The sequence below is a fragment of the Pedobacter sp. genome, assembly GCF_037719805.1.
Lineage (GTDB): Bacteria > Bacteroidota > Bacteroidia > Sphingobacteriales > Sphingobacteriaceae > Pedobacter.
In genome coordinates this window covers 337719-358917 of the sequence record NZ_JBBJLZ010000003.1, presented here as the reverse complement: position 1 = coordinate 358917, position 21199 = coordinate 337719, and the positions used below count along the sequence as shown (strand labels likewise).

Annotated in this window: 18 protein-coding genes; 4 read left to right on the top strand and 14 right to left on the bottom strand. The window is 40.3% G+C overall.

Annotation, left to right across the window (positions count from 1 at the left end):
- Together WKF66_RS11280 and WKF66_RS11275 are read right to left on the bottom strand one after the other, a co-directional pair.
- Entirely contained in the window at nucleotides 1-888 is an 888-nt protein-coding gene (locus WKF66_RS11280) for a DUF58 domain-containing protein (RefSeq protein WP_489674553.1), read from the bottom strand.
- Nucleotides 888-1886: an AAA family ATPase gene (locus WKF66_RS11275; RefSeq protein WP_489674552.1), complete on the bottom strand. Its 999-nt coding sequence runs from the start codon at nucleotides 1884-1886 to the stop codon at nucleotides 888-890. Before WKF66_RS11275 ends, WKF66_RS11280 begins: the two co-directional genes overlap by 1 nt.
- A gap of 149 nt (nucleotides 1887-2035) precedes the next feature.
- Here WKF66_RS11275 and WKF66_RS11270 point away from each other — a divergent pair, with 149 nt between their 5' ends.
- Nucleotides 2036-2668, top strand: coding sequence for a DUF4159 domain-containing protein (locus WKF66_RS11270; RefSeq protein WP_489674551.1), 633 nt, complete (start codon nucleotides 2036-2038; stop codon nucleotides 2666-2668).
- Nucleotides 2669-2677: 9 nt separating this feature from the next.
- Here the strand turns inward: WKF66_RS11270 and WKF66_RS11265 are convergent, their stop codons facing one another.
- The 7 genes from WKF66_RS11265 to WKF66_RS11235 form a co-directional block, all read right to left on the bottom strand.
- Nucleotides 2678-3157: an FKBP-type peptidyl-prolyl cis-trans isomerase gene (locus WKF66_RS11265; RefSeq protein ID WP_489674550.1), complete on the bottom strand. Its 480-nt coding sequence runs from the start codon at nucleotides 3155-3157 to the stop codon at nucleotides 2678-2680.
- A gap of 117 nt (nucleotides 3158-3274) precedes the next feature.
- The gene (locus tag WKF66_RS11260) at nucleotides 3275-4030 is read right to left on the bottom strand and encodes an SGNH/GDSL hydrolase family protein (RefSeq protein WP_489674549.1); all 756 of its coding nucleotides are present in this window, start codon (nucleotides 4028-4030) and stop codon (nucleotides 3275-3277) included.
- A gap of 224 nt (nucleotides 4031-4254) precedes the next feature.
- The gene (locus tag WKF66_RS11255) at nucleotides 4255-5400 is read right to left on the bottom strand and encodes a serine hydrolase domain-containing protein (protein ID WP_489674548.1); all 1146 of its coding nucleotides are present in this window, start codon (nucleotides 5398-5400) and stop codon (nucleotides 4255-4257) included.
- Between the two features lie 12 nt (nucleotides 5401-5412).
- The gene (locus WKF66_RS11250) at nucleotides 5413-6702 is read right to left on the bottom strand and encodes a GntT/GntP/DsdX family permease (RefSeq protein WP_489674547.1); all 1290 of its coding nucleotides are present in this window, start codon (nucleotides 6700-6702) and stop codon (nucleotides 5413-5415) included.
- A gap of 3 nt (nucleotides 6703-6705) precedes the next feature.
- Nucleotides 6706-8187 carry a gluconokinase gene (locus WKF66_RS11245; protein ID WP_489674546.1) on the bottom strand — a complete coding sequence of 494 codons (1482 nt, stop codon included), beginning with the start codon at nucleotides 8185-8187 and terminating at the stop codon, nucleotides 6706-6708.
- 44 nt (nucleotides 8188-8231) lie between these two features.
- Nucleotides 8232-9530 carry an alpha-L-fucosidase gene (locus WKF66_RS11240; protein WP_489674545.1) on the bottom strand — a complete coding sequence of 433 codons (1299 nt, stop codon included), beginning with the start codon at nucleotides 9528-9530 and terminating at the stop codon, nucleotides 8232-8234.
- A gap of 126 nt (nucleotides 9531-9656) precedes the next feature.
- A complete protein-coding gene (locus WKF66_RS11235; protein WP_489674544.1) occupies nucleotides 9657-10979 on the bottom strand; it encodes a BamA/TamA family outer membrane protein in 1323 nt (440 codons plus the stop codon).
- A 186-nt stretch (nucleotides 10980-11165) separates the two neighbouring features.
- Between WKF66_RS11235 and WKF66_RS11230 the strand changes: the two genes are divergently transcribed.
- Together WKF66_RS11230 and WKF66_RS11225 are read left to right on the top strand one after the other, a co-directional pair.
- Nucleotides 11166-11408, top strand: coding sequence for an SDR family oxidoreductase (locus tag WKF66_RS11230; RefSeq protein ID WP_489674543.1), 243 nt, complete (start codon nucleotides 11166-11168; stop codon nucleotides 11406-11408).
- A gap of 1 nt (nucleotide 11409) precedes the next feature.
- A complete protein-coding gene (locus WKF66_RS11225; RefSeq protein WP_489674542.1) occupies nucleotides 11410-12198 on the top strand; it encodes a M90 family metallopeptidase in 789 nt (262 codons plus the stop codon).
- Here the strand turns inward: WKF66_RS11225 and WKF66_RS11220 are convergent.
- Nucleotides 12151-12924: an AAA family ATPase gene (locus WKF66_RS11220; protein WP_489674541.1), complete on the bottom strand. Its 774-nt coding sequence runs from the start codon at nucleotides 12922-12924 to the stop codon at nucleotides 12151-12153. The genes WKF66_RS11225 and WKF66_RS11220 overlap by 48 nt on opposite strands.
- Before the next feature lie 42 nt (nucleotides 12925-12966).
- Here WKF66_RS11220 and WKF66_RS11215 point away from each other — a divergent pair, with 42 nt between their 5' ends.
- Nucleotides 12967-15804 (top strand): outer membrane beta-barrel protein, encoded by a 2838-nt coding sequence (locus tag WKF66_RS11215; protein WP_489674540.1) that lies wholly within the window; start codon nucleotides 12967-12969, stop codon nucleotides 15802-15804.
- 13 nt (nucleotides 15805-15817) lie between these two features.
- On the opposite strand, the gene WKF66_RS11210 is transcribed toward WKF66_RS11215, so the two are convergent.
- The 4 genes from WKF66_RS11210 to WKF66_RS11195 all read right to left on the bottom strand — a co-directional run bounded on the left by WKF66_RS11210 (nucleotide 15818) and on the right by WKF66_RS11195 (nucleotide 21048).
- Nucleotides 15818-17332 (bottom strand): glycoside hydrolase, encoded by a 1515-nt coding sequence (locus WKF66_RS11210; protein ID WP_489674539.1) that lies wholly within the window; start codon nucleotides 17330-17332, stop codon nucleotides 15818-15820.
- Between the two features lie 500 nt (nucleotides 17333-17832).
- Nucleotides 17833-19509 (bottom strand): protein-disulfide reductase DsbD family protein, encoded by a 1677-nt coding sequence (locus WKF66_RS11205; RefSeq protein WP_489674538.1) that lies wholly within the window; start codon nucleotides 19507-19509, stop codon nucleotides 17833-17835.
- Between the two features lie 4 nt (nucleotides 19510-19513).
- Complete coding sequence (locus tag WKF66_RS11200) at nucleotides 19514-19960, bottom strand: protein-disulfide reductase DsbD N-terminal domain-containing protein (protein WP_489674537.1); 447 nt, start codon at nucleotides 19958-19960, stop codon at nucleotides 19514-19516.
- Between the two features lie 35 nt (nucleotides 19961-19995).
- Complete coding sequence (locus WKF66_RS11195; RefSeq protein WP_489674536.1) at nucleotides 19996-21048, bottom strand: PLP-dependent cysteine synthase family protein; 1053 nt, start codon at nucleotides 21046-21048, stop codon at nucleotides 19996-19998.
- Nucleotides 21049-21199 lie beyond the last annotated feature (151 nt).

Here is a 21199-nt window from a genome sequence, read left to right as displayed (position 1 = left end):
TTAAACTTTTAATTTATTTCTTTGATTCAAAAAATCCCGCAAGGCAGTGTCTAAGGGTAGGTCTGTTCGTAACATTCTATAAAATATTTTCCGATCTAACATCGAAGTACGAATCCTATCAAGATAAAGCTGCAAATTGTTCTGGTAAGCAGCACGTGCACTGTCCTGATCTATCTGAATCGAACTTCCAGTCTCCATATCCTCGAAAGTGGTATATCCTTTAAAATTTAGTGAAAGCTCATTTTCGGATAGGAGATGAAAAACGACAACCTCATGTTTAAGTGTGTTTACTGCATCCAGAAATGTAAATATTTCCTGGTCTGACTGGTACATATCGGTAATGAAAACCAGCAATTCCTTCTTTTGACTTCCGGCATAAAGCTCTTTATAATGAATTGGCGCTATAAACCGAGCCTTTGGTTTGATCTGCTCTAATTGGAAAAAAATTCTTGATAGATGTTGGTAGTCCAACTTTGGAGACATCGAATAAATGCCCGTTTCGTTTAGCACATATAAGCCAATCGCATCCCCCTGCAAATTTGCAAGATAAGCAAGCGACGCTGCAAGGTACCTGGCGTAATCTATCTTAGTAAACTTTCCATCCTGATGATCCATCGACGCGCTTGCATCAATTACAAATCGAATAGAAACGCTTGTTTCTATTTCTGATTCACGAATGTAGTAGCGATCAGAACGAGCAAACATCTTCCAGTCTAGAGATCTAAGATCATCTCCTGGCTGATAACTTCGGTATTGGCTGAACTCCATCCCCTGACCTTTTATAGTACTTTTATTAATACCACTCATAAAGCCGTCAATAGTCGTTTTTGCCGCAATGGACAAATCCTTTATTGCCATCAGAATCTTAGGATCCAGTAGCTTACTCATTAGTTAAAAGCCTTACTTCTTGTGACTAATTTCAAAAGTTCCGAAGTAACATGATCCGTAGTTACTTCCTCTGCGTCTGCTTTAAAATTCATAAGTATTCTATGTCTTAGAACTGGGTAAGCCATAGTATGAAGATCTTCCATCACAACCGAATACCTTCCATAGATCAAGGCTCTAGCTTTTGCTGTTAATATCAAGGCCTGTCCAGCCCGCGGTCCGGCACCCCAACGCACCCATTCTTTTACGAAGCTTATGCCAGTAGTATCGGGTCTGGTTGCTCTAATGATATCACTAACATAATGAACTAAATCTTCACTAATACTCACCTGTCTGGTTAAGCCTTGAAGATATTTAATTTCCTCGGCACCGATTATCGGATTGACTATTTCCTTCTTTAAACCAGTAGTGCTGGTTAGAATTGCGACTTCTTCTTGTGCGGTAGGGTATCCAATTTTTATGTACAACAAAAAACGATCAAGTTGAGCCTCTGGCAAAGGATAGGTTCCGGCCTGCTCAATGGGGTTTTGGGTAGCTAAAATAAAAAAAGGGCGATCAAGAGGGTAAGTTTGGCCTGCATAAGTTACCTCAAACTCCTGCATTGCCTCCAAAAGTGCAGACTGAGTCTTCGGTGGCGTTCTATTGATCTCATCAGCCAGAACAATATTGGCGAATAAGGGGCCTTTATTGAATTTGAAAAATCGTTTACCTGTAACGTGATCTTCCTCCAAAATCTCTGTCCCTATAATATCTGATGGCATTAAATCAGGCGTAAATTGAATCCTCCGAAAGGATAAATCTAATGCTTGTGATAGCGTTCTAACCATTAGCGTCTTCGCCAAACCAGGCACACCCTCCAACAAACAATGGCCTCCAGCAAGCAATGCTACTAACATCTCTTCGATAATGATGTCCTGACCGACAATAACTTTTTTAATCTCCTTTTTCAGTAGTGATATCTTCTGAACAAGGCTCTGGACATTAGTTTCTGAGATTTCCAAGACAACAGATTTAATTAAGTAAGAATAATGATGTCAATATAGGAGATATGAGCTTAAAAAAAGGTGGTGACATTCAGAATATCGAAAAAATTACAAGATTTAATGGCGCCAAACTAGCTTGTAAGAAAAAATGAAGCTATTTTAGAAGAATGGAACAGGAAAAATTCACTTTCGCACGTATAAAGTATAGCTCGGGTGATTGGGACACTGACCAACGTATGCCTGCCAACATCTTAAACTCATTATTAGAATACACAACAATACCGTTAAACCCGGTAGAAAAGATTATTGAACTGGGGAGCAATGATATATTTTCGTATCCATTCTGCTATTTAAGCGGACATAAGCTTGTTCAATTTAACAATCAGGAGGCCTTAAACTTTAAGAAATACGTTGATAATGGAGGCTTTGTATTCGTAGACGATTGCAATCATGATATTGACGGGCTGTTCGCTAAATCATTTGAGAAACAAATGGACCAACTTTTCGGTCCTAATTCACTGAAGAAAATCCCAAATAATCACAAGATTTATTCGTCGTTCTTCAAGTTTGAAAAAGGTCCGCCTACAACATCATTTGAACTAAACGGTTGGGGCGACGATCTGGTTCATGACTATCTGAAAGCGTTTTCTATAAAGAATAGAATAGCAGTGCTATACAGCAATAAAGACTACGGCTGTGAGTGGGATTACGATTTCAGGAACAAGAGATTCTTAACCGAAGATAATACCAAGTTTGGCGTAAATATTATTCTTTACGCCATGGGAGTAAATAATGTGTAGCTAATCGTTCTAGTTCACGTCAGTAAGCTCAACGGTAAAATCAAGAACGGAATTTGCAGGAATCCCAACTCTAGCCTGGTTGCCGTACCCATAAAACGATGGCAGAAGTAACCTGATTTTTCCACCTTTTTTGATCAAAGGTATTCCGGCTTGCCACCCTGTTATTGCATTGCTTAAAGGAAAAGTAACCGCACTGGTCTTGGCGTCAAACGTCGTACCATCCAGCAGCCTACCAGCGTAAATTACTGAAATGTTGCTTAACGCATTCACTTCAGCTCCAGAACCTGGTGCAATGATTTGGTAAAAAAAATTATACTGAGCGTCTTTCACCACTGGGATGTTATTCGCGAGAGCAAAAGCTCGAATCGCGGTAGTATCTTTCTTAAACTGCCCTTCCACATCAAAATCTTCGAAGCCATAGTCCTTTTTACAAGCCGAAAAACATACAGCGAAGCAAACAAACAGCATTAAATATTTTATCTTTTTCATAGTTATACAAATATAACTTTAAAAAATTGCCTTAAAAATTTTTTAACACTTTAACAAGGGCTTGCGAAATTAGGTCATATCCTTCATCTGATGGGTGTAAACCATCATAAGTGATCTTCACAGCTGACTGTGGATAAGGGATTCATCAGATGGCGAAAATGGTATCTTTGTATACTCCGGATAGGAGTAGTTTTTATAAGCTCCGGTTGAAGGGTCTTTTAATCGTTTGTAGGCAACAAGATCCTTAATACCCATACCTTTTTTATGAAATAGATCGATAACTTTTAAGTGCTCCTTTTCACCTATCTTAACAATTGCATTCGCGAAACTTTCTAAAGACTGACCACTTTTATCCTTATACGATCCCCACGCATGATTCGTTTTGTCCAGAAGATATACAAAATCTGTACGCTGCATAGGTGTTATCAAAATAATTTCTGCATGTGGATTTAGGTTCTTCAGCCTATCTATGATAATCCGAAAAGATCCGTAAAGGGTTTTATTGCCCGTGCTGTTCTCATAATCCGTCAGCTCACCTTTAGGAATACCAGACCACCAATCGTTGGTCCCCAAAAAAACAGAATATACATCCACCTTGACAATACCCAGCTTGTCGATTTCATTTGCTATACCCGAAGACGTCCAGCCATTATGTCCCTGATTAATAAAGTTGACGTTTGGAAGCGCTTCCTTAACTCTCGTCATATACCCTTTAGTGACTCTGTCACCCGTTTCAGCAAGATGATCATTGAGGTAGGTAATGGAATCGCCTATCGCAATCCATGTTATTTCCTTACTTCTGAACGAGCCAAGAACAACAACGGCGAACAGACATGCAATTTTTATTAGTGTCCCATTTAACGGCTTCTTCATAGGTAATTGGTGTTTGTTTGACTTCTGAAATTCGAACCATATATTTTTTTGTCCAAACCCCAATTAGCGGCGAAAGAACTATTGTAGGTAAGAGCCAAGCGATTATTCCTGGCATAATGTGATTATTAACCACTATAAAAGCCGTGGCTGAAGCAATATAGCTGCCTACCATACGCTGCAGGTGAGTGGTGAGCGCACGGGTCTGTTGGTACACTAAAATACAACTATTTTATAAAGTTATCATACAAAATATTTGTAGCTGATGCTAAAAATTCGTTGTATCCATTGGTATAAAGTGGATTGCATCCGTTAGTGATTACAACAATGCCAAACTTTTCTTTTGGGTGAAAAAACATCATGCTGTATAAACCATAAGCAGAACCAGTATGGCCCTTCATAATTTTACCCGGAATCAAGTCTGATACCGTCCGAATAGCGAGTCCATATCCTTCTTCTTCGGAAATCTTAGTTTGCATAACCTTGGCACTCTTCTTCGAAATTATTCTAACACCCTTATAATTCCCCTGGAACATATGCATTGACATGTACTTTGCAAGATCGGTTGCAGATATCTTCATCCCTCCTGTAGGAGAAAATATAGGTGTGCTATAACCCATCACATAGCTTTTAATTTCGTCAGTCCTTGGGTTGTAAGCCATAGGTGCTGCAGTGAATGCTTTAGTCTCGCTACTATACTCATATAACGTGGCAAACCTGTTAGCGTCCAGGTCATCAACCCAGTATCCTCCGTAAAGCTTTAGCGGTTCCAGAATGTGGTTTTTGACGTATTTATCAAAACGCTCACCGGAAAGCTTCTCGATCACTGTCCCCATCATATTGTAATTGAGGTTGCAATATTGATAGCCTTTTCCAGGTTCATAGTCATTATAGCATTTCGCCCAATTCGGATTCTTCTCCGGATTAATCACGTCTAAATTGAAATAGCCCTCGCTGTCATTAATGCTGGAGGTATGGGACATCACCATTTTCAAGGTGATAACCGTTTGCCGGAATTTTGGATTCCTTATCGTAAAGCCAACTACCTTACTGAAGTCATCAGTTAATTTAAGCTTTCCCTTCTCAATGAGTTGAAATATTGAGGTAGCTGAAAATGATTTCGAAATGGACGCTATTCTGAATATATCCGTATCGGATAAAGGTGTTGTGTTTTCTATGTTCTTCAATCCAAAAGAATGGGTGTAAATAATCTCCCCATCCTTAACAACGGCAACCCCCAAACCAACTGCTTGATACTTTTTCATCAAAGTGTTGATCTGGTCCTCTGCCTGGCCGGCTTGTCCAAACACTAATGAGGGGATAAAAATAGTCGCTATGGCTAGTCTTTTAAAAATTGATATAAGGGACATCATCTGGAATTTATATTATAAGAATTGATTTAGTAATAGAACTCCAAGTAGGCCAAGAACCGATACAATCGTTTCCATTGCAGACCAGGTGCTAAATGTTTCTTTAAGCGTAAGATGAAAATATTCCTTGAACATCCAGAAACCCGTATCATTAACATGAGAAAACAGCAAACTTCCTGCACCAACAGACAATACCATTAACTCTGGAGAAGCCCCAACTCCTATTAAGGGTAGTACGATTCCAGAAGCTGTCAAAGCGGCAACAGTTGCAGAACCCAATGTGACTCTTAATGCTCCAGTGATTAACCAGGCCAGTAGCAAAGGGGATAAGTTCAATGTGGATGTTAATTCTTTAACAGTATTCCCAACACCACTATCAATCAAAATTTGTTTAAAGCCACCGCCTGCAGCTATAATAAGGATGATCATTGCTATGCTTTTTACCCCCTCCGTGCAGGAAGCCATTGCTGCTGTTATCTTCAACTTCTGTATAAAGATGGTCAACACAACTGCTATGAGTAAAGCAACCGTTGGGTCGGCTAAAAAAACAAAGATACTTTTGAGTGGATAATCAAAAGAAACCGCTCCACCAATCGTCCCTAAAATTATTATGAAAACTGGCAATAAAGCAGAACTAAAGCTACTCACCGCAGAAGGCAACGAACTGTCGTCTGGAATCAAAAAAGGCGTATCGAATACCTGCCGGTCTCTCTTAATGATCATCCTTGGAAAGAGGACACCGGCAACTATTGCAATGGGCAAGCTTAACATTAAACCATAAAGAAGCGTCTTTCCCATATCTGCATGAAAAATAGCCGCCAAAGCCACTGGTCCTGGATGCGGTGGTAAAAACCCGTGAGTAACTGAAAGTGCGGCAGCCATTGGGATGCCTACATAAAGCTTGGGAAGTTTAGTTGTCGAGGCAATCGCAAACACTAATGGAATCAGTACAACAAATCCCGCATTATAAAATAACGGGATTCCAACTAAAAAACCGGTTAGCAAAACAGCCCATTGAATGTTTCGCTGCCCAAAAGCCTTGATCAGGATAAAAACGATCTTTTTAGCAGATCCACTATCTTCAATTAGCTTGCCCATCATAGCTCCAAGTGCCAATACCAGCACCATACTACCCAGCGTACTTCCCACACCAGAACTTATCGAAGTCATTACCTTGTTTGCAGGCATTCCTAGCAATAAACCGGTTACAATAGCTACAATGACCAGCGCTATCATTGGGTTCAGCTTCTTTACGATCAGCACCAGCAACAATAGTATTCCTAAAAGCACGATAAATAAAGACATCTCTTATTCGTTCAAACGGTGAAGCTTTTTCATAAGGGGACTCAAAGTCTGATAAAGCTCTTTAAATATGAGAAATATTTTTTGGTACGCATCATGTTTAGCTGCGTCAGGCAGAATCGTCCTTAAATCGGTTTTTGACTTTGACATACTAAGCTTTAAGATATCTACGGCAAGAAAGACCGCTCCAACAGCAGACGCATCCTCATCTTGAATGAGAACGAGCTTTTTACCAGTTATGTCTGCCAGCATTTGCACCCAGACTTCAGACTGCACAAAACCACCACTGATGTTCAGTTGGGTAATAGGATCGCTATTACTTTCTACAACACGCATTACATCATACAGCGTGAAGCATATTCCCTCCAACAGCGCTCTGCATAATTGAGATCTATCATGTTGAAGCCTCAGACCAAAAAAAGTTCCGCAACTTTCCGAATCCCATAATGGGGCACGCTCTCCTGACAAATAGGGCAAGAATAACACACCATCACTACCTGCTTGTACCTTATCTATACTTTCAAATAATTGATGATAAACAGCTTCATTCAGCTCCGACTCCTGTAATACATTCTTAAGCAGCCACTGAACCGCAGACCCACCATTGTTTATTGGACCACCACAAATGAAAAAATTCTTTTCGAGTACATAATTAAACGTCATTGTATCATATTGGATGATAGGCGTTCGACTAGCAACCCTTACAGCCCCGCTGGTGCCAATTGTCAAAGCAGCTATCCCAGGCGCTGTTGCAAAGCTCCCCAGATTTGCCAGGCAACCATCGCTTGCACCAATAACGAATTGAGTTGAAGAGAAGATTTTAAGACTTTCGTCTTCCAGATCACCTCCAGACCGGATATATCTTGTTGATACAAGACTTGATAGCTGTTCAGAAGAAATCCCAGCCAAATGCAGCGCCTCTGAATCCCAGTTAAGGTTAATAATATCAAAGAGGCCTGTAGAAGAAGCAATGGAATAGTCGACGACAAACTCGCCGAAAAGCTTAAACCATATGTATTCCTTGATGGACAAAAACTTACGAGCCTTACTGAATACATCGGGTTGATTTTCTTTATACCAAATGATCTTACAAAGAGGCGACATGGCATGTATGGGAGTGCCTGTACGTTCGTATAGGTTTTTACCCATCGGGGAGTTTCTGATTTGCGAGGCAATGATTGCACTCCTTGAATCTGCCCACGTAATCAGTTGAGAAAGCAAGTTGGAGCCATTATCAGTTAGAATCAGACTATGCATTGCACTGCTCAACGAAATAGCAAGAGGTGGCAAACCAAGCTTGTCATTAATTGCAAGCAGGCATGTTTTGAAGGCATCCCAGATTAATTCTGGATCCTGTTCACTAAAGCCTGCCTGAGGAGAGTTGGTTTCATAATAACTCTGATGCACAGATATGGTTTCCCCCTTTAAGTTGAGCGCGACAGCTTTCGTACTGCCGGTTCCAATATCAATGCCGATTATGTATTCCATCGCCTAAATTTAGTATTAAAAGGCAAGGATTAAGGTTTGCCATCTTAAAAATTCAACTTTACTACGGTATCCAGGCTTTCCGCAGATGCGTCTGCCAGATTAATGATTACGTTAGTTTTATCCTGCTTAAACTTCAATTTCGTTCCTCCATCCAGTAAAGTAGCTGATTTTACTTTCTTTGATCCTACAGGAATAGTGACGCTTCTATTGTCCGGTAAAGAAAGTATGTGCGTATACCACGTATTGTCAGTTGACGTCACAACGCCCCAGGGCTGTGCCGCTACAACATTTCCTCGTGTGCCATAAATGCTTTCACCATTAATTTTAATCCATTTTCCAATCTTTTGCAGTGTATCGGTGAATTCCGGTTGGATCTTTCCGTTAGGCATCGGACCTACGTTTAAGAGAAAGTTGGCATTTTTAGCTGCAGCATTTACCAGGTAATGCAAAAGTTGCTTTACAGACTTGTAATTCCGGTCATTGATATTGAAACCCCAACTTCCATTCATTGTTTCACAAGTCTCCAGTGGGATACTACCAATTTTCGCGTCAGCACTAAATCCAGCGGTATTGCTTCCGGGGAGATCTTTTTCGAATAGTTGAAAGTCTTCACCAGCTTTAGGTGAAAGATGGTGGTTATTCCCAATCATGATCTCGGGGTTTAATTTATGGATCAATGCATAAATCTCATTATAGTGCCAGTTGACATCTTTACGCTCCCAATCACCATCGAACCAAATTCCCTTTATGCTTGGATAATTAGTGATTAATTCTGTCAACTGCGTCTTCATAAAATTTATATAGCTATCCCAGTCTCCTTTTTCGGGCTTACCATTAGTTATTTTACTACCATAAGCATAATCATCCCTACCCCAGTCCAGTAATGAATAATAAAATCTAAGTTCGATCCCTTCTTTAACACACTCGTCTGCAAGTTCTTTTAAAGGATCCTTTTCATACGGTGTTGCATCTACAATATTGTAAGGAGAAGCTTTGGTTTTGAACATACTGAAGCCATCATGGTGCCTGGATGTAACAGTAATATACTTCATGCCTGAGTTTTTGGCTAGAGCAACCCATTCCTTAGCGTTGAATTCTTGAGGGTTAAAAAAATCAGCAAGTCTTTTGTAATTGAAATAAGGTATTTTTCGAGTATTCATAATCCACTCTCCATCTGCAAGAATACTGTATACCCCCCAATGAACAAACAAGCCAAACTTCATGTCCAAAAACTTCTCCCTAGCTTTCAGGTTTGATGCAGAAGGAACATAGTTTGAATATTGTTGAGCGTCTGCGTTAGTTAGTACTAGTAGCAGGGCAATGATTAATACATTCCGTTTCATATGATTACATTTGGTTTTGGAAAATTAGTGTTTTAGCAACATGTTATCTTACATCCTTTTATCAAATATGTATACGATATTGGCGTAACGATTAAGAATATTGAAGCCATTACTTTGGCAGCCAGCTCAAAATACTTCAGCGAGTCCTAAGAAGAAACCTCTGGCGCCGTACTTCCCAAATGCGTAATCCAGGCACAAATTTGTGCGAATGTCCTTGTTAAACAATACCCTCAATCCGGCCCCAGCACCTGGCTGCCATCTTTCGAATAATTTAGTCCCTTGCATATCATTCGCAGTTTGTACGTTGACAAAAGTAACCCCGCTGAGAAAGTGATTTCTGGTTATCGGGAAACGATGCTCGAGTTCAGAATAAAAGTATTGTGGTGCTTTGAAATACCCGATAGTATAGCCTCTGCCACTTCTGGAGTAAGCATCTTTCCCGGTACCAGGTAATTCCAGATAGGGCAGCGCACCACTCACCAAATAGGAGCCCCAGTTCCAAAAAGCCAGGACATGCTCCGGATTCTTTGCACTTAAACTCCAATACTTCCTGAAGTCTGTGTTGATCTGGACCGCATTTTTGGAACTACCTAACCAGGTTTGATTGATCCGAATTCCAGCATCTGCATATATACCTTTATAGGCTCTGTTCTGATGATCTCTGGTGGTATACTGGAGATTAAAAAGCAAGCCATTTGACTGGTAATGACTCCTGTCGAAACCATACCTGTCATTATAAATATTATAAGGCGTCAATTCATGAGCTGTTGTTCGATCTTCGATATTTCTTCTGATATCAAACGAAGCACCTGCACCAGCAAAGAGGTTCTTGTAAACCTGCTTGTAGATTTTCTCTCTAAAACTATAATATTCTGCATGAAGAACGTAGCCATTTCGATCGGGATTACTCAAAGCCAAATCTGTAGCGCTTCCATTAGCTGCATTACCAATACCTAATCCAAAATCCGGCGTCACTGTTCTCGCAGCAACTAAACTACCTTGTAAATTGTAAGTGTTTCCTGACGTGTAAACATTGTGGTTAAGGTAAAAATACAAGATCCCTTTGGTTGTAATCGAAGCTGCAGTAGCTGCAACGGACATCAGTGTGTTTGGTTGTTCTCCCAAAATCTTTCCAACGACAGCTTTGATACCAATTTGCGCACCAATACTGGGATTATAAGCCACATTAGGAATTACAGTCACCCCAGATGGTTCACGTTTGATATCAACAGTTTTATTAGGACGAAAAGTACTTCTGAAAAAATCCGCTACGTCATATTGGAAGAGAACCGTATCTTTCCTTATAGAATCGGTGCCCTTTGCAACAGTAGACTGGGCATGACCTAATGCAGGACTAGTGAAAAAGGCAATGCTAAAAGTCAGAAAAGACCCGATCAGGCTTCTTCTAAATAATATACTTTTGAACTTCACTTTCGAATCTTTTTCCAAATGTAACACGAGTCATTGGAACGGCTATGTCTTCAAAAGAAAAATGAAAATTCAAAGACTTATCAGATCCAGCACTAATTTTCGACACCTTTACACCGTTCAGTTTGTGGATGTTAAAACACATATTTTTGACAAACATAACACCAGGTGTACCGTTGTTTACTATATATACTAACCTAAATTATTATGTCATTAATAAAAGATAAAGTATCCGTAGTTCCTGGAGCGGGTTCAATTGTGAACATAGCGTCCATCCATGACCAAGTAGCGGCGCCAAATTACCCGGCATATATCGCTCCTAAACATGCGGTGGTAGGATTAACAAAGAATATCGCTGCTGAGTATGCTCAGAAAGGGATCAGATGTAATGCGGTTGGACCCGGGTATATGACATCATCTCTGGTGGCGGCTACACAGCAATTTGATTAGTATGACGGCACTTGTTGTAAGTATAGCAATCCTAATTATAGCTGGGTACCTTCTATTTAGAAGAAGAAAGACTCAAGCCCCCGACATCCTCGAGTCGACAGTTAAGTATGCGGGAATCCTGAATGCAGAAGTAGCTTTTTATCAGAAACTTGATGATGCTGGCAAATCTCGATTTGAAAATCTAGTAATTAGTTTTCTTAGCGAAACGCGGATTGAAGGTGTAGGCACAGATATAACAGAACTGGATCAGGTATTAATTGCTTCAAGTGCTGTCATTCCTATATTTGGTTTTCCTGAGTGGAAGTACAAAAATCTTAGTAACGTAGTTCTTTATCCACATACCTTCAATAGCGATTTTCAATATGAAGGAGATAGCCGAAATATTATGGGCATGGTCGGTTCAGGCTATATGAATGGGCAGATGCTTCTATCAAGAGATGCTTTACTTGCAGGTTTTTCAAACACTGCTGGAAAAGAAAATGCTGCGGTCCATGAGTTTGTGCACTTGTTAGACAAATCAGATGGCGCGACCGACGGTGTTCCAGAAAACTTTCTGGCACCAGAATTCGCGACCCCATGGCTAAAGATGATGCATAAGGAAATGCAAAATATTGAATCCGGAAACTCAGACATCAATCCTTATGCGATAAGCAATGAAGCAGAATTCCTTGCCGTTGCTGCCGAATACTTCTTCGAAAAGCCTGAAAAGTTTGAGAAAACGCATCCAGACCTTTATGAGATGCTAAGTCGCATCTTCGCCCAAACTCCGGGCTCCTCCGTCACTCATTAAGTGTCGGAGAAACAGCTTCGGATTGTTTAAAAAAGATTTGGTAAGCGTGAAGTGCTCCGTTTCCTCATAAGTAGTTTCCCTAACTCCTTCTTCATCAAACTGATAAATCACCGCGCCCGGATAGCAGATAAGAATAGGTGAGTGTGTAGCTATTATAGACTGAGCCCTCCCGCTCTTATCAAGTTCGTCTATAACAGACATAAATGCCATAATTCTCGCAGGAGAAAGAGCCGCTTCCGGCTCATCAAGGATGTAAATTCCTGACTCAAACTGGTTATTGAATAGCGAAAGAAAGGACTCCCCATGTGACTGTTCGTGAAGTAACCTACCGCCGTAAGCCTCGAGCATTCTCCCACTTGTATCTTCCCTCACAAGATCATCAATGTAGGAAGCAAAATTAAAAAAGCTTTCTGCTCTTATAAAAAAGCCATCGTTAATTCTGCGAGGAGTCCATGTAAGCGCTAACGTTCGGGTTAATGGTGATTCATAGCCATTAAAGCGGTAACCTGTATTCAAATTATGATTGCGGTTACCTCCCCTTAAATTAAAGCCGCATTTCTCTGCAATACCCTCTAGTAAAGTAGACTTACCAGAGCCATTTTCCCCAACAAAAAACGTTACATTCTTCTTGAGTCTTAGTTGCAAACCCTTATTCAGACTTGGAATGTTCTGGAGGTAACTGCCGTCGTCAAGAGGCGGTAGTGATATATTAGATAAGGCTGGCATGTGTGAAAATAAAAAATTAAGTTTGCATATAACCATCTGTTGTTGAAAAAGATTATCGCGCTCACTCTCTTATTCATTTGCGGTAGTATGCTGCAAGTTTTAGCACAGGCAAACCGTAAGGTATCCGGTTCTGTCATCGATTCAACAAATACGATCATACCCAATTCCAAAGTTAGAATCATTCTTGCTAAAGACACGATGACAACGCAGTCAGATGAATATGGCGCCTTTAGCTTTTCAAAGATAAACGAGGAAAAGTTTACCCTTGAAATTTCTAATATTGGCTATCTACCCTACAAGGCCACTTATTCCTTCGCCGAAAAAGAGAAACACAAGAGACTGAACAATTTGATTTTGAAGCCGTCTAGTCAAATGCTCAATGAAGTAGTTATTACCGCCAAACCCAATCCCGTTAGGTTTATGCAAGATACCACTGAATATAACGCCGCAGCATTCCGAGTTAACGAAGGAGACAATGTAGCAGACCTAATTAAACAGTTTCCTGGAATGGAAGTAGATGATCAGTATGGTGTGAAAACGATGGGTAAAGAGATGGTAAAGCTTCGTGTGAATGGAAAAGATTTTTTCACGAGCGATATCAAAGATTTCATTGGAAAACTACCAGCAGGAATCGTATCTAAAATTCAGGTTATTGATGACTTTGGGGATGAGGCCAATTTTACGGGTATCAAAATCGGTGAACCAAGGAAAATGTTAAACATTGTCACAAAGCCAGGAATGGATAACGGAGGATTTGGCGGGGTATCTGGAAACGCCGGAACGAATGAAATGATTGGCAGTGGTGCACAGGTCAACCTATGGAACGGTGTAAAGCAAAGTTCGGCTAATCTTAATGGCAATACCTCAAATAATGGCGCTGGAACTAATCGATCGGTAAGTCTTGGACTAAGTCATAACAACAAGATTACCGACAATATGCGTGGTGGAATCGGATACAATTTCAACAATAATAGGAACGCGTTTTCAAGTGAGCAAGTAATTGAGTCTGTGAATAGCGGAGGAAATTTCATTAACAATTCACAAAATACCGGAGACGATGGAGGCAGTGTTCATAGTCTAAATTCGAACCTGAATTTCAATAATAAAAAGATGTACCTGGACGGCTTTGTAAATGCAAACTATAATAACTCCGCTAATCAAAATGTATCATATGCCCGCCAATCAGGCGTCATTCGTCAGGACCTAAGCAATAGCAATAGTGCCAACACGAGTTCTCCAAATATAAATACGGGATTCAACTTTTCGAAAAAACTGAAAAATTTAAAGAATTCCTTTTCAGGTCGGGCTTCCTTTTCAACATCAAAATCTAATAGCGACCAAAATATCAGAACAAATACACTTTATTATAATAAAGAAACCGGCGTTTTGCAGAAGGATTCGTTGCTAAACAGGGAACTAAACAGCAGTACCAACCAGCAGAATTTTGGAATAGGTTTGAGTTATAGTATTGGGTTAAAAAAAGCTAAAGATACGTTAGGGAAAGGTAGCCTGAATTTTGGTTATAATGCTTCTGGTTCAGTATCAAGCAACCTGGTATCAACGTTTGTGTTTGACAATACCAGCGATAAGGTCTCCTTTGTTGACTCCCTCAGCACTTCTTTTAACAGTACATCATTAAGCCAAAGTGCAAGCTTGAACTACAATTACACTTCCAGTAAAGCAAGGTATAATATTGGGTTAAATGCTAGCCCTAACATGCTTTCAAATAAAGACCTTAGATTAAATCAAACTACACATAACAACACTTTTAACTATTCCCCTTCTATCAACTTTAGTAAAACATTGAAGCAGGGTAAACGTATCTCTATGAACTACCAGGGATCAAATTCGAACCCAACAATTCGCCAGATTCAACCGATTAGAAATAGTCAGAGCCTGCAGAATATAGTAATTGGCAATCCGGATTTAAAACCATCATTCAATCACAACCTGAATGCTAATTTCAACTATTCACAAATTAAAACGGGTAGAAGTTTACAAATAGGCCTAAACGGCTCGGCGACCCAAAGGGAGATCGTAGATAACGTATCACTGATTCCGGATACGCTGAACAGTTTAAAACAAATTACCCGGTATGAAAATGTCAACGGAAACTATCAGGTCAATAGCAATTATACTGTCCATATCCCAATCACGAAAAACAAGAGTGCCATCAGTTATTCAGGTTCTGTCGGATTCTCCAATCGAGCAATCATTTTCAATAACGAAAAAGCCTATGGCAAAGGAGTGAATTTTTCTCAAAGGCTAAGCAGCAACCTTACTTTTAAAAAGGTTTCTCTAAACGCTGACATCAGTTATTCAGTGACCAGCAACAACAATGCAAATAACCTGTATAGGTATTCACAATATCAACCTATTGGAATCGGCCAGATAGGGGCACCAGCTTTTTTTAGAACGAAGACTCTTGGAGGATCATTAAACAGCGGACTTAGGTTGAAAAACTTAAGTCTCGATGGAGGCTTGAATTTCAACACCAATCATAATGACGGTGCAGAAACACAAACGATCCAGGATGTGACTAACCTCCACATGAATATTTTTGGACGCTTGACCATAAGAAAATCATACTACGTGAATTTCTCTGGCAACAAACGAATGAACTATGGGTACTCTTTAGCTAACGCAAATCCTCTGGTAATCAATGGTGGGCTAGAGAAAAGCTTTTTTAAAGACAAATCATTAAGATTCGGTCTTAACGCAAATGATATTCTTGGACAAGGAAACAACCTCTCCAGAACAGTTTCTGGTAATACTATTATAGACAATAGGAACAAGCAGCAAACAAGAGTCTTTACGATGACCCTGAATTATAATCTCTCAAGATTTGGTGGCAGGAATTTCCGGGTTGACGCAGATTAACACTACAAAATCACTATTCCAATACAATAGTGGAAATGGAGCGGGGAGGTAATAATATTGGTTTATCAATCCCGTTTGCCAACTCTGGTTTCATATTTATATCGTCGGCAGACGTGGTTAAATATCTTGTAAAACCACGGTATTTCCGCTTTGCATTTTTTATACTCAGTTTTAGATCCATCTTGACGTTCCCGTAATTAATAGCAACTAACACTAATTTATTATTCCGGTCTAAATAGGAAGAGACCATTAGATTTTTAGCTGTTTCTGAACCTGCATCTTCTTCATGGTCAGTTAGGATCCTAGTCATGCCTGGACGAATAAATCTACTGTAATGCCCAAGTGCCCAAAGATTCTTTGTCACACTAAATTCTCCATTTTTAAAATCTGGTTCGGGGTGGAGCGCAATCAGATAATACCTGGTGTTAACCTTAGCCGGCCCTGGCTCATAAGCATTCCAAAACTGCCATGCTGCAGCATTGCCCACGGTTAGATCGTTATGAATAACCTTTGATAGAAACAACGCACAGTCCATACCACTTCTTGGCCCTTTCTGACCGTCCCTGAATCCATCAGCAAGCATCGAATATTCGGACTGCCAGTACTTTAAGCCGAAAGCCTTTGCCGTATCTGCTAGTTGTTTCCTGATACCTACCAACACATCATCATTAGCCTCAGTAAAATAGCTGTGTCCAGCAATTAGCTTCGGCACATGAGCGAAATTACCCATATACATTTCACTTTTTGGATTGAAAAAGTTCTGGATTTGCCTTGAAGAGCCCCCCGAGCCTCCATATAAATAATTCAGAGCGCCAGCCTCCGGGATTAGAATCTTGCTTTCTAATTTTCGACGCTTCAATGTTGAATCCAAGACTTTAACAATGCTAAAAATCTCTTCATTTCTCCATGGACTTCCTTCCTGATCCGCCTGCATATACTTGCGGGACCAATCCCATTGTGGTTCATTTACGGGACTTACATAGCCAAAGTGGAGATTCTGCTGATCAAAATGCTTAATCACATCACTTAAAAAAGAAGCATATGCAAGGTATGAATCCCCCTTAAGGTTAGACCGGTAATCTTTCTCGGTCTTAAACCCTAAACCGTTTTTAGTAAACTGCACCGGAGGGGAGTTTGAAAAAGCAATAAGGGTTTCTACTCCGTAATCTTTGGCCTTTTGTAGAAAGAAGCGCTGCCCTGCCTGCTTATTCCAATCATAGGAACCGTTAGCATTAAGAAAGGAATCAGACCTTTTCCGGAAATCCTTGATACCACTGCTATCGCCCTGTTCCATCGTGCCTGCACCAATATTGAACCTCCATGCAGATAACCCAATCCCCAGCGGTTGTCCGTTAGCATCTAATTTCTTGCTAAAAAGCAATTCGGCAATTTTTTGCCGCTTTACCTCCAGCCAATATTTCCCTATCCCTTCCGAGTACCAGCAACCTGATGATCCAAAATTGTCGATATTTTGAGCTTTTCTTTTCAGATCGATTTTAACAGTGATTAGCGTGTCAAAAGGCATCATGGCTTTCAACCCTGTTACTGACGATAAGCATAAAGTCAAAGAAACAAGGCAAATCCATATTTGGCAAGGAGTGTATTTTAACAACATTAAGTGGGATTCAAGTAGCCGGCATAACCATTGCAATATAGCCTTTCGTATAGATTTGCTCAAGCTAAGAAACTATTATTCCAATCACTCTTTTGGGCAAGAAATTTCTACATTCATACAGCGTTTAAATCGTATTTGCTAGGTTAAAGATACTATCAGGATAGACAATTAGTATAGGACGAAGTTTGGTAGTAATGCACTCAAGTCCAATGCAAGTCCAATGTAAATCCAATGCAAGTCCAATTTAACCAGTTAAATATTGGACTTGCATTGGATTTTAGTCCCTGTTATTTTGGTTTTGACGAGAGGTCATACCAACCCTAAACGTAAAAAGGCCGGACAACCGTCCAGCCTAATTAATTACTACTAACTCTAAATTTATTTAAGGGCATCCACCCAGTCAAACAAAATTTCTATTTAAAAAATGCATCCAAACCACTTTGTAGAAACACCGCATAATCGCCCGCATTAAAGATCGCACCCTGCGGTGTAACCAATGGCTTCAAATCATGACCTGCCAATACATAAAACGGTTGTGAATTGGTGTTGTAATTTGTCGCCTGGAAATCTGCATTCCACCAGCCCAGGTCGTCCGTCTTGTGTTTCAAAATCTTTGAATAATGGATCTTATCTGCTGGCATCTTGGTCTTACGCTCATCAACATACAATTGAATCAAAACGTATTTCTTGATTAGATTGCCTACTTCAGGCTTGATCCAAACATTGTCCTCCATCTTGCGACAGTTCACACAGGCCCAGCCTGTAAAGTCGATCATTACCGGTTTATTGACTTTCTTGGCATAGGCCAGTCCTTCTTCCAGGTCAAAGAAAGGCGTAAAGCCAACAGGCTTTTTAAACACCTTGTCGTATTTTACTTCCGTTGGAAAATTGGTATCTGCAGGAGCTGAAGCTGAGCCACCTGGAGTGAGGATGAAGTCCTGGGTATTCATTGGTGGCGCTAAACCACTTAATACGCTAACAGGCGCTCCCCATAAACCGGGGATCATGTAAATTGCAAATGCGAAGGAGAACATAGCTAAAAATAATCTTGGAACAGATACAAAAGGTAAATCACTATCATGTGAGAATTTCAGTTTTCCCAGCAGGTAAAAGCCCATCAACAGGAAGATCACGATCCACAGGACCAGGAAAACCTCTCTATCAAACCATTCCCAGTGCCATACCAGATCTGCGGCAGAAAGGAACTTCAAAGCGAAAGCAAGTTCAAGGAAACCAAGGCATACTTTAACGCTATTCAGCCATCCGCCTGATTTAGGCATGGAACTTAGAAAGCCCGGGAAGATCGCCGAAATGGTGAATGGTAGTGATAGTGCTAAAGCAAAGCCAAACATGCCCACTGCCGGACCTAACAACGTTCCTTTGGAGCTGGCCTCCACAAGTAAGGTACCGATAATTGGACCTGTACAAGAAAAGGAAACCAGGGCCAGTGAAGCCGCCATAAAGAAGATACCGCCTAAACCTTTACTGGTATCGGCTTTCTGGTCTATTTTATTAACAAAAGCACTTGGTAATGTGATTTCAAAAGCGCCAAAGAAAGAAATCGCAAAAGTGACCAGAACAAGAAAAAAGAAGAAGTTAAACAGGCCACTGGAACTAAAAGCGTTCAAACCTGCGGAACCAAACAATACCGTGATCAGCAAACCAAAAGCAACATAGATCACAATGATAGAAAGGCCGTAGATCATGGCCTGACCTATACCCTTTTGCTTACTGCCTGCACGCTTGGTAAAATAACTGATTGTCAAAGGTACCATTGGAAAGATACAAGGCATAATGAAGGCTAAAAAGCCGCCTATTAATCCGGCAATGAAAGTTTGCCAAAGGGTTTTCTGAGCCTCTTGTTTTAATGAAAGTGGCTTTACTTCCGCTCTATCCTGACTGTCTGAGACAACTGTTGTGCTAGCTTCCGCTACCGTATCAGTGCTGGTTGTATCTGCAACGATCTCCGTAAATTCATCATTTGATATCGTTGTATCCGTTTGCGAAAAAACGGTAGAAGTGCTACCTAAAAAAAAGAGTACCCCGATAAGGAGCACTCTAAATGTATTTTTGAAATGTAATGTGATCATTGTATTAGCTTACCGGGATTGAAAACTCAACTGTCTCTGGAGGTAAACATTGATGGTCATCACAGACCATAAATTCTACGGATCCTTTAATAACAGTTTTGCCACCTACCAGCTTCACTTTTTGTTGAAAGGTAACCGACTTCTCAAAAAAAGCAACATTCATATCAAAGGTCTTCTCAAATTTACTGATCGGCTTTGGCTCAACAGTTTTACCTACCAAAGAAAAAGCTTTTGCAGGCTTGAAGCTGAATGAAGTTTTAATCGGACCACCATCCGGAACAGTCTGAGAATAGATATGCCATCCATTATCAATCGTTGCTCTGATCAGAAGAGTTGCCTCAGTCTTTGAAGTTTTTTTAGCTAAATAACTCCATTTAACCGGCTTTAATATTTGGCTTTGTACAGCACTTAAGGATAAGAGCATAAGGACTGTGAGCATAAGTTTTTTCATTGTTGGTTGTGTTGGTTTTAGTATGTAGTTGATTATTATTTTAAACGACTAATGGGGTGATAGGTTATAAATTCTGTTTCAGTGGACACGTAACCATCCTTAACCGGCTCTTCCTTCATTAAGTCTGTACTTAAATATTTTTTATTGCTGTCTGAAAAGATAGTGACTACGCAACTTTTGATACCTAGTCTACGCTGTAGTTTAATTGCACCAATAACGTTAGCCCCGGATGATATTCCCACTGCTAGCCCCAATTGCCTGGCAAGTTTCTGAGCCATTAAAATGGCATCGCCGTCATTTGCCTGAATAACTTCATCCAACTGATCCAACTTTACTATCGCTGGAATAAACTCGTCAGATATACCCTGAATTCTATGGCTTCCTACTTTATATCCTGTAGTCAGTGTTGGTGATTCGGCTGGCTCAAGTGGATGGATCTTTACCTTTGGATTCTTGCTTCGAAGATACTTACCTGCACCCATAATGGTTCCGCCAGTGCCTACGCCGGCTACTAAGGCGTCAGGTGTTAATCCACTATTTTTTAACTGCTCCCAGATTTCCACGCCGGTCGTCTGCTCATGTGCGCAAACATTGTCATTGTTATCGAACTGTCGGGGCAAAAAAGTGTTGCCATTTTCAAGAGCCAGCGATTCCGCCAGTCGGATGCTACCTAAAAATCCTCCCTCTTCTTTACTAACAAGGACTACCTCAGCACCAAGACTTTTAATGATGTCGACACGTTCTTTACTAAGCCAGTTGGGCATTATTATTTTTACCGGATGCCCCATCGCCTTACCAATGGCTGCAAATGCGATGCCTGTATTGCCACTTGTAGCTTCTATGATCTCGTCGCCTGGCTTGATCATTCCTTCCTTATAAGCATTGAAAAGTGTGTATAATGCGATCCTATCCTTGATACTGCCAGTAAGATTATAGTGCTCGCATTTCACATATATCCTACCCGGGATACCCTGATAAGTATATTGAAGTTCAAGCATTGGCGTGTTTCCTACCAGATGCCAGAGGTGCTCAAATTTGCGCTCAAGTGCTTCTGTCAGGTTCGTTGTATCGTTGGCTATCGCAATCATGTAGACATTCTATTTTCGGTAAAAATCGATATCCATAACCCATATATCAATATATTACATAATAATCAAGTAATTTTATGGCTATTAACCAAAAAATTGCGATTATTTTCGAAACCACTTCATTTTTTCAATGGAAACTGATAATTTTCCA

What these genes read in the sequence shown, in the direction of transcription:
- WKF66_RS11280 (WP_489674553.1), bottom strand. Translation starts at nt 888, where the DNA reads ATGAGTAAGCTACTGGATCCTAAGATTCTGATGGCAATAAAGGATTTG.
- WKF66_RS11270 (WP_489674551.1), top strand. Translation starts at nt 2,036, where the DNA reads ATGGAACAGGAAAAATTCACTTTCGCACGTATAAAGTATAGCTCGGGT.
- WKF66_RS11265 (WP_489674550.1), bottom strand. Translation starts at nt 3,157, where the DNA reads ATGAAAAAGATAAAATATTTAATGCTGTTTGTTTGCTTCGCTGTATGT.
- WKF66_RS11260 (WP_489674549.1), bottom strand. Translation starts at nt 4,030, where the DNA reads ATGAAGAAGCCGTTAAATGGGACACTAATAAAAATTGCATGTCTGTTC.
- WKF66_RS11255 (WP_489674548.1), bottom strand. Translation starts at nt 5,400, where the DNA reads ATGATGTCCCTTATATCAATTTTTAAAAGACTAGCCATAGCGACTATT.
- WKF66_RS11250 (WP_489674547.1), bottom strand. Translation starts at nt 6,702, where the DNA reads ATGTCTTTATTTATCGTGCTTTTAGGAATACTATTGTTGCTGGTGCTG.
- WKF66_RS11245 (WP_489674546.1), bottom strand. Translation starts at nt 8,187, where the DNA reads ATGGAATACATAATCGGCATTGATATTGGAACCGGCAGTACGAAAGCT.
- WKF66_RS11240 (WP_489674545.1), bottom strand. Translation starts at nt 9,530, where the DNA reads ATGAAACGGAATGTATTAATCATTGCCCTGCTACTAGTACTAACTAAC.
- WKF66_RS11230 (WP_489674543.1), top strand. Translation starts at nt 11,166, where the DNA reads ATGTCATTAATAAAAGATAAAGTATCCGTAGTTCCTGGAGCGGGTTCA.
- WKF66_RS11225 (WP_489674542.1), top strand. Translation starts at nt 11,410, where the DNA reads ATGACGGCACTTGTTGTAAGTATAGCAATCCTAATTATAGCTGGGTAC.
- WKF66_RS11220 (WP_489674541.1), bottom strand. Translation starts at nt 12,924, where the DNA reads ATGCCAGCCTTATCTAATATATCACTACCGCCTCTTGACGACGGCAGT.
- WKF66_RS11210 (WP_489674539.1), bottom strand. Translation starts at nt 17,332, where the DNA reads ATGATGCCTTTTGACACGCTAATCACTGTTAAAATCGATCTGAAAAGA.
- WKF66_RS11205 (WP_489674538.1), bottom strand. Translation starts at nt 19,509, where the DNA reads ATGATCACATTACATTTCAAAAATACATTTAGAGTGCTCCTTATCGGG.
- WKF66_RS11200 (WP_489674537.1), bottom strand. Translation starts at nt 19,960, where the DNA reads ATGAAAAAACTTATGCTCACAGTCCTTATGCTCTTATCCTTAAGTGCT.
- WKF66_RS11195 (WP_489674536.1), bottom strand. Translation starts at nt 21,048, where the DNA reads ATGATTGCGATAGCCAACGATACAACGAACCTGACAGAAGCACTTGAG.